This is a genomic window from Pseudomonas sp. GW456-12-1-14-TSB6, assembly GCF_059424205.1.
In genome coordinates this window covers 46,853-53,423 of sequence record NZ_JBWKZE010000036.1, presented here as the reverse complement: position 1 = coordinate 53,423, position 6,571 = coordinate 46,853, and the positions used below count along the sequence as shown (strand labels likewise).

Here is a 6,571-nt window from a genome sequence, read left to right as displayed (position 1 = left end):
GCCCAACACCAAAACCCCGCCCCACGTTTCGACAATATCCCGCACAATCCCCAGCCCCAACCCATGCCCATGGGTCTGCTCATCCAGCCGCGTTCCCCGGCTGAACACCTGAGCCCGCTGCGCCTCGGGAATCCCCGGCCCGTCGTCTTCCACGCTCAGCACAAAGCCTTCCGCCGTCTCGACCACGCTCAGTCGCACCTCGGCATCCGCCCACTTGCAGGCGTTGTCCAACAGATTGCCGAGCAGTTCCAGCAAATCTTCACGATCCCACGGCAATTGCAGACCGGGTGGGGCCACATAACTCAGCTCCAGATGCTCGCCATGGATCATGTTCAACGTCGACAGCAACCCCGGCAGCTCGGCGTCGCAATCGAACAGCGCTCCCGGCAACGCATCGCCAGAGAGCCGCGCTCGGTTGAGCTCGCGGTTCAGCCGTTGCTGAACCTGTTCCAGTTGTTCCTTGAGAATCCTGCGCAGTTCCGGGTGCGCGTCGAGCCTTTCACTCGACGCCAGACTGAGCAGCACCGCCAACGGGGTTTTCAGCGCATGACCGAGGTTGCCCAAGGCATTGCGCGAACGCTTGAGGCTGTCTTCGGTGTGCGCCAGCAAATGGTTGATCTGCGCCACCAGCGGTTCCAGTTCCGCCGGCACTTGTTCATCGAGTTGCGAACGCTGGCCCTGCTGCAACTGGGCGATCTGCTCGCGGGCCTTTTCCAGCGGCCGCAACGCGCGGCGCACGGTCAGACGTTGCAACAACAGAATCAGCAGCAACCCGGCCAAACCGAGGCCGAGGCCGATCTGGCGCATGCGCTGGAAACTCTCGCGCACCGGCGTGTAATCCTGAGCCACGCTGATGGAAATCGACTGACCGAGCCGTCGATAGTCCGAGCGCAGTACCAGCAATTGCTGGCCGTCCGGCCCCAGTTGCAGGTTGCTGTGCAGGCCGGAGCGTTCGAGCAACGGCAGATCCTGATCCCACAACGAGCGGGAGCGCCAATGGCTGTCGGCGAAGTCGATGCGGAAGTAATGCCCGGAAAACGGTCGCTGGTAGGCCGGCGACAAGTGCCGCTCATCCAGCTGCAAGCCTTGCGGCCCGCGAACCAGCGCCACCAGCAGGCTCTCGCTGTCGTTGCGCAACCCGGCTTCGAGATAGCGCTGCAATCCCACTTCGAATAGCCACAGGCTGGTTTGCGCCAGCAGCACACCGACGACCACCAGCACGCTGATCAACCCGAGGCTCAAGCGGCGCTGGATCGATCTCACGAAGCCTGTCCGCCAAACAGATAACCCTGACCGCGACGGGTTTCGATCACACTTTTGCCGAGCTTTCGCCGCAGGTGATTGACGTGAACTTCAAGCACGTTGGAATCGCGCTCGGTCTCGCCGTCGTAGAGGTGTTCGGCGAGGTGGCTTTTGGAGAGAATCTGTTCCGGGTGCAGCATGAAGTAGCGCAGCAGACGGAATTCGGCAGCGGTCAGCTGAATATCGGCGCCGTCGCGCACGACACACTGGCGGCCCTCGTCCAGGTGCAGCCCGGCGGCCTTGAGCGTCGGCTGGTTGGCCTGGCCCTTGGAGCGGCGCAGCAGCGACTGGATGCGCAAATACAGTTCTTCCGGGTGGAAAGGTTTGGTCAGGTAATCGTCGGCACCGGCCTTCAGGCCTTCAATGCGCTCGGCCCAGGAATCGCGGGCGGTAAGGATCAGCACCGGAATCGTCAGACCGCCGGCGCGCCATTGCGCCAACACCTCAAGCCCCGGCACGCCGGGCAGACCGAGGTCGAGGACGATCAGGTCATAGGGCTCGCTGCTGCCCTGATAGACCGCATCGCGCCCGTCCGCCAGCCAGTCCACCGCGTAGCCTTGGCGTTGCAGGCCGGCGAGCAATTCGTCGGCCAGCGGTACGTGGTCTTCCACCAGAAGCAAGCGCATCAGTCAATCTTCCTTGTCTTTCACGAGTTCGCCGGTATCGGCCTTCAAGTGCAGCTCGCGGGCCACACCTTCGACGGTCAGCAACTCGACTTCATAAATGTAGACGTCGTGTTTTTCTTCCAGCTCGACTTCCAGCAGTTTCGCGCCGGGATAACGGTCCATCGCCTGGTGTAATACCTGCTCGAGCGGCAGGATCACACCCTGCTTGCGCAGATTGAGGGCTTCGTCGGGACCCAGGTCGCGGGCCATGGCCGTCGAGCAAAACATCACCAGCGCCAATGCCGTACGGCGGGTGGCGCGAACATTCACCTTCATTACGTATCCTGATGATCCTTGAGCACTTGCCCGCTCACCGCGTCCAGTTCCAGATCCCACTCCAACCCCTGCGGATCACGCAGTTCGATCTGGTAGATGTACTTGCCGTACTGTTCTTCCAGCTCGGTGTCGGTGATCGTCGAACCCGGGTGTTTGGCCAGCGCGGTGGCGTTGAGCTTCTCGAAGGAGACGATAGTACCAGCGTCACGCAGGCGCAGGGCCTCATCCGGGCCGAGATCACGGGCGTGAACGGTGCTGGCGGTGAGGCCGATGATCGAGGCGATGGTCAGGGCAGTCAGGGTTTTCATGGTGTCTCCGTATTTTTATGTGTCGCTACGGGCCGCACCTTAAAGGTGCGAACTTAACTGAAACTGAATTGCCATCATTGGGCCTGCTCCTGCAGCCACGGCAACATGTGCTTATAATCTTTCGCTTGCTAACGATCGAGACCGGTATGACCGCCATTCACATCAAGTTCCCTGCCCTCACCCTCAAGGCCGGCCCCAGGGCCATGGCGCGTATTCGGGCCCAAGGCCTGAACGCCGCCGACGTCGGCACCCTGCCCGGCGCTGCCGGTGGGCCCAAGGCATTGGGGATTCAGGGGCTGGATCTGGCGTTGTTCGGCGAGTGGTTGCCGGCGGCACCGCGCGAGCGTTCGCTGATCGGTGCCTCGGTGGGTTCCTGGCGGTTCGCCAGCGCTTGTCTGCCGGACGCCGCCGAAGGCATCCGCCGCCTCGGTCAGCTGTACACCGAGCAGAACTTCAACAAAGGCGTGACCATTGCCGAGGTCAGCCGCAGTTCGCAGCGCATGCTCGATGACCTGCTCGACGGCCGCGATGCCAGCCTTCTGACCAACGCCCATTACCGCTTGAACATCATGGTGGTCAAAAGCCACGGCGGGCTGGCGGAGGATCATCGCGGCCGGCTCGGGCTGGCGCTGGGTTCGGTGATCGCCGACAACCTGCGCGGCCGCGCGCGGCTGTCGCGGCACTTCGAACGGCTGATCATCCACGACCCGCGCCTGGCGCCGCCGGTGCATGCGCTGAACGACTTCCCGTCGCGTTTCGTCGCCCTCGACGCCGGCAACCTGCGCCAGGCGCTGCTGGCCTCGGGCTCGATCCCGATGGTCATGGAAGGCGTGCGCGACCTGCCGGGCGCCGGTGCCGGCACGTTCCGCGACGGCGGTCTGCTCGACTATCACCTCGACCTGCCCTACAGCGGCGACGGCATCGTGTTGTATCCGCACTTCACCGACCGGGTGATTCCGGGCTGGTTCGACAAGACCCTGCCGTGGCGCAAGGCGTCGGTGGAGCGCTTGCAGGACGTGCTGTTGCTCGCGCCGTCGAAGGAGTACCTGGCGCGTCTGCCCTACGGCAAACTCCCCGACCGTAACGACTTCAAGCGCTTCATGGGCGATGCGCCGAGCCGGCAGAAATACTGGCGCGCGGCGATGGACGAGAGCCGCCGGCTGGGCGACGAATTCCTCGAACTGACTGCCAATGGTCGCCTCGCCGAGCGCTTGCTGACCCTTTAGTCAGCACAGCCCTGGACAAGCTGGTAAACTCGCCGCCTGCCCGAATTCGCTGCGGCGAACGCCATCTGAACAGAGCTGAAATCACTGTGGAAATCTTCAAGGAATTTACGTTCGAATCCGCCCACCGCCTGCCCCACGTACCGGACGGCCACAAGTGCGGACGCCTGCACGGTCACTCGTTCAAAGTAGCGATTCACCTGAGCGGCGACCTCGATCCGCACACCGGCTGGATCCGTGATTTCTCCGAGATCAAAGCGATTTTCAAGCCGTTGTACGAGCGTCTGGACCACAACTACCTCAACGACATTCCGGGCCTCGAAAACCCGACCAGCGAAGTGCTGGCCAAATTCATCTGGAATGAGCTCAAGCCCTTGCTGCCGGAACTCAGTGCGATCCGCATCCACGAGACCTGCACCAGCGGTTGCATCTATCGCGGCGAATAATTCCCGCGACACAAAAAAACCACCGAGACCGGTGGTTTTTTTACGCCTATGCTTTTTGGCTCGAACCCGCCAAGAGGACAGGCCCATGACGGACTGGCTGCTGGATCAGGTCTTTGATTTCAACGGGCGACAGATTCGCCACGGGGTGCGCGGCGACGGCCCGCCGCTGGTGTTCGTGCACGGCACGCCCTTCTCGTCTTACGTGTGGCACCGCATCGCGCCGCACTTTTTTGCCACGCATCGGGTGCATTACTTCGACCTGCTGGGCTACGGCCAGTCCGAGCAACCGGACGCCGATGTCTCCCTCGGCGTGCAGAACGAATTGCTCGCGCAGTTGCTCGATCACTGGAATCTGCAACGCCCGGATGTGGTTGCCCATGACTTCGGCGGCGCCACCGTGCTGCGCGCTCATCTGCTCAACGGCAAGGATTACCGCAGCCTGACCCTGATCGACCCGGTCGCGCTGACACCCTGGGGTTCGCCGTTCGTGCAGCACGTGCGCCAGCACGAAGCGGCGTTCAGCGGCCTGCCGGATTACATCCAGCGCGCCATCGTGCCGACCTACATTCGCGGGGCGATTCACCGGGATATTCCCGATGACGAACTGGCGCCCTACGTGCAGCCGTGGCTGGGCGATCCGGGGCAAGCGGCGTTCTACCGGCAGATTGCGCAGATGGATCAGCGCTACACGCTGGAGGCGCAGACGCTGTACCCGACGATCCGTTGCCCGGTGCAGATTCTCTGGGGTGAAGAGGATCAGTGGATTCCCATCGAACGCGGGCGCGAGTTGCACAAGATGATTCCGGGATCGCAATTTCATCCGATCCCGAATGCCGGGCATCTGGTGCAGGAGGATGCGCCTGAAGCCATAGTCGCCGCGCTGCTGCGGTTCCTCTGATCCAATCCCGTGACCCTGTGGGACCAGCTGCTCCCACATGGTTCGGTACGGCGCCCGATGCACTGCTTTCGCGCCGATCATCCGTGTCTCGTCTATAAATACCCGCAACATCGCGTTTGGCACGACCGCTGCAACCACTTCGCGTCCTCCCCTTTCCAGCAAGGAACGCCCCATGACGCAAAACGATCCCGGCAACGATTACCCCCTCAGCGAAGTCCCGATGCACGCGCGCAAAGGCCTGGCCTCCACGGCGATGGTGCTGCTGGGCTTCACCTTCTTCACCGCGACCATGTTTGCCGGCGGCAAGCTCGGCGTGGCGTTCAACTTCGGCGAAATGCTCGCCGTCATCGTCATTGGCAATCTGCTGCTCGGTGTGTACGCCGCAGGCCTCGGCTACATCGCCTTCAAGAGCGGGCTGAATTCGGTGCTGATGGGGCGCTTCTGTTTTGGCGAAGTCGGCAGCAAACTCAGCGATCTGATCCTCGGCTTCACCCAGATCGGCTGGTACGCCTGGGGCACCGCGACGGCGGCGGTGGTGCTGGGCAAGTATTTCGACTTGAACGAAGCCACGGTGCTGGGCCTGATGGTGCTGTTCGGCCTGGTGTTCTGCGCCACGGCGTATGTCGGTTATCGAGGGCTGGAGATTCTGTCGTACATCGCAGTGCCGGCGATGATGTTGCTGCTGATGCTGTCGATGTGGGTCGCGACCGTGAAAGTCGGCGGCCTCGACGGTTTGCTCAGCGTCGTACCGACGGGTTCGCTGGACTGGTCGACCGCCATCACACTGGTGTTTGGCACTTTTGTCAGCGGCGCGACCCAGGCCACCAACTGGACGCGTTTTTCCCGTTCGGCGCGGGTCGCGGTGCTGGCCAGCCTGATCGGCTTTTTCATCGGCAACGGCCTGATGGTGCTGATCGGTGCCTACGGCGCAATCGTCTATCAACAGCCCGACGTGGTCGAAGTGTTGCTGTTGCAGGGCTTCGCCATGGCAGCGATGGCGATGCTGTTGCTGAACATCTGGAGCACCCAGGACAACACCATCTACAACTTCGCCGTCGCCGGCTGCAACCTGCTGCGCACCGGGCGCCGCAAGACCGTGACCCTGGCCGGTGCCGTGATCGGCACGGCGCTCGCGCTGCTGGGCATGTACGACATGCTGGTGCCTTATCTGATCCTGCTCGGCACGGTGATCCCGCCGATTGGCGGCGTGATCATGGCGGACTTTTTCTTCCGCTGGCGCGGGCGTTATCCGCGACTGGCCGACGCACGGTTACCGGCGTTCAACTGGCCGGGGCTGGCGGCTTACGCGGCCGGAACCGTCGCCGCGTTCGGCTCGCCGTGGGTCGCGCCGCTGGTCGGCATCGCCGTTGCCGCGTTAACGTATATCGCAGTGACCGGCCTGCTCGGCGCCCGCAACGCGGCCGCCCCTCTACAAGATCTATAAAAGGATTCG

The 6,571-nt window shown here is 62.9% G+C and carries 8 protein-coding genes; 4 read left to right on the top strand and 4 right to left on the bottom strand.

All coding sequences use genetic code 11. The features are described from left to right. The 4 genes from AC07Y2_RS25390 to AC07Y2_RS25375 form a co-directional block, all read right to left on the bottom strand. A partial coding sequence (locus AC07Y2_RS25390) for an ATP-binding protein (RefSeq protein ID WP_103387175.1) occupies positions 1 to 1,263 on the bottom strand: 1,263 nt, incomplete at its 3' end. Then, positions 1,260 to 1,928, bottom strand: coding sequence for a response regulator transcription factor (locus AC07Y2_RS25385; RefSeq protein ID WP_011335105.1), 669 nt, complete (start codon positions 1,926 to 1,928; stop codon positions 1,260 to 1,262). The genes AC07Y2_RS25390 and AC07Y2_RS25385, both read right to left, overlap by 4 nt. Positions 1,929 to 1,931: 3 nt before the next feature. Continuing rightward, positions 1,932 to 2,243: a PepSY domain-containing protein gene (locus tag AC07Y2_RS25380; protein ID WP_064597979.1), complete on the bottom strand. Its 312-nt coding sequence runs from the start codon at positions 2,241 to 2,243 to the stop codon at positions 1,932 to 1,934. Further along, entirely contained in the window at positions 2,243 to 2,551 is a 309-nt protein-coding gene (locus tag AC07Y2_RS25375) for a PepSY domain-containing protein (protein ID WP_039770261.1), read from the bottom strand. Before AC07Y2_RS25375 ends, AC07Y2_RS25380 begins: the two co-directional genes overlap by 1 nt. Before the next feature lie 146 nt (positions 2,552 to 2,697). On the opposite strand from AC07Y2_RS25375, the gene AC07Y2_RS25370 reads away from it, so the two are divergent. The 4 genes from AC07Y2_RS25370 (at position 2,698) to codB (ending at position 6,562) form a co-directional block, all read left to right on the top strand. Then, positions 2,698 to 3,777, top strand: a complete 1,080-nt coding sequence (locus AC07Y2_RS25370; RefSeq protein WP_103387174.1) for a hypothetical protein — start codon at positions 2,698 to 2,700, stop codon at positions 3,775 to 3,777. 86 nt (positions 3,778 to 3,863) lie between these two features. After that, positions 3,864 to 4,220 carry a 6-carboxytetrahydropterin synthase QueD gene (queD, locus tag AC07Y2_RS25365; RefSeq protein ID WP_007955941.1) on the top strand — a complete coding sequence of 119 codons (357 nt, stop codon included), beginning with the start codon at positions 3,864 to 3,866 and terminating at the stop codon, positions 4,218 to 4,220. An 85-nt stretch (positions 4,221 to 4,305) separates the two neighbouring features. Then, on the top strand, positions 4,306 to 5,118 hold the full coding sequence (locus AC07Y2_RS25360; protein ID WP_103387173.1) for an alpha/beta fold hydrolase: 813 nt from the start codon (positions 4,306 to 4,308) through the stop codon (positions 5,116 to 5,118). A 172-nt stretch (positions 5,119 to 5,290) separates the two neighbouring features. Further along, positions 5,291 to 6,562, top strand: coding sequence for a cytosine permease (codB, locus tag AC07Y2_RS25355; RefSeq protein ID WP_011335109.1), 1,272 nt, complete (start codon positions 5,291 to 5,293; stop codon positions 6,560 to 6,562). Positions 6,563 to 6,571 lie beyond the last annotated feature (9 nt).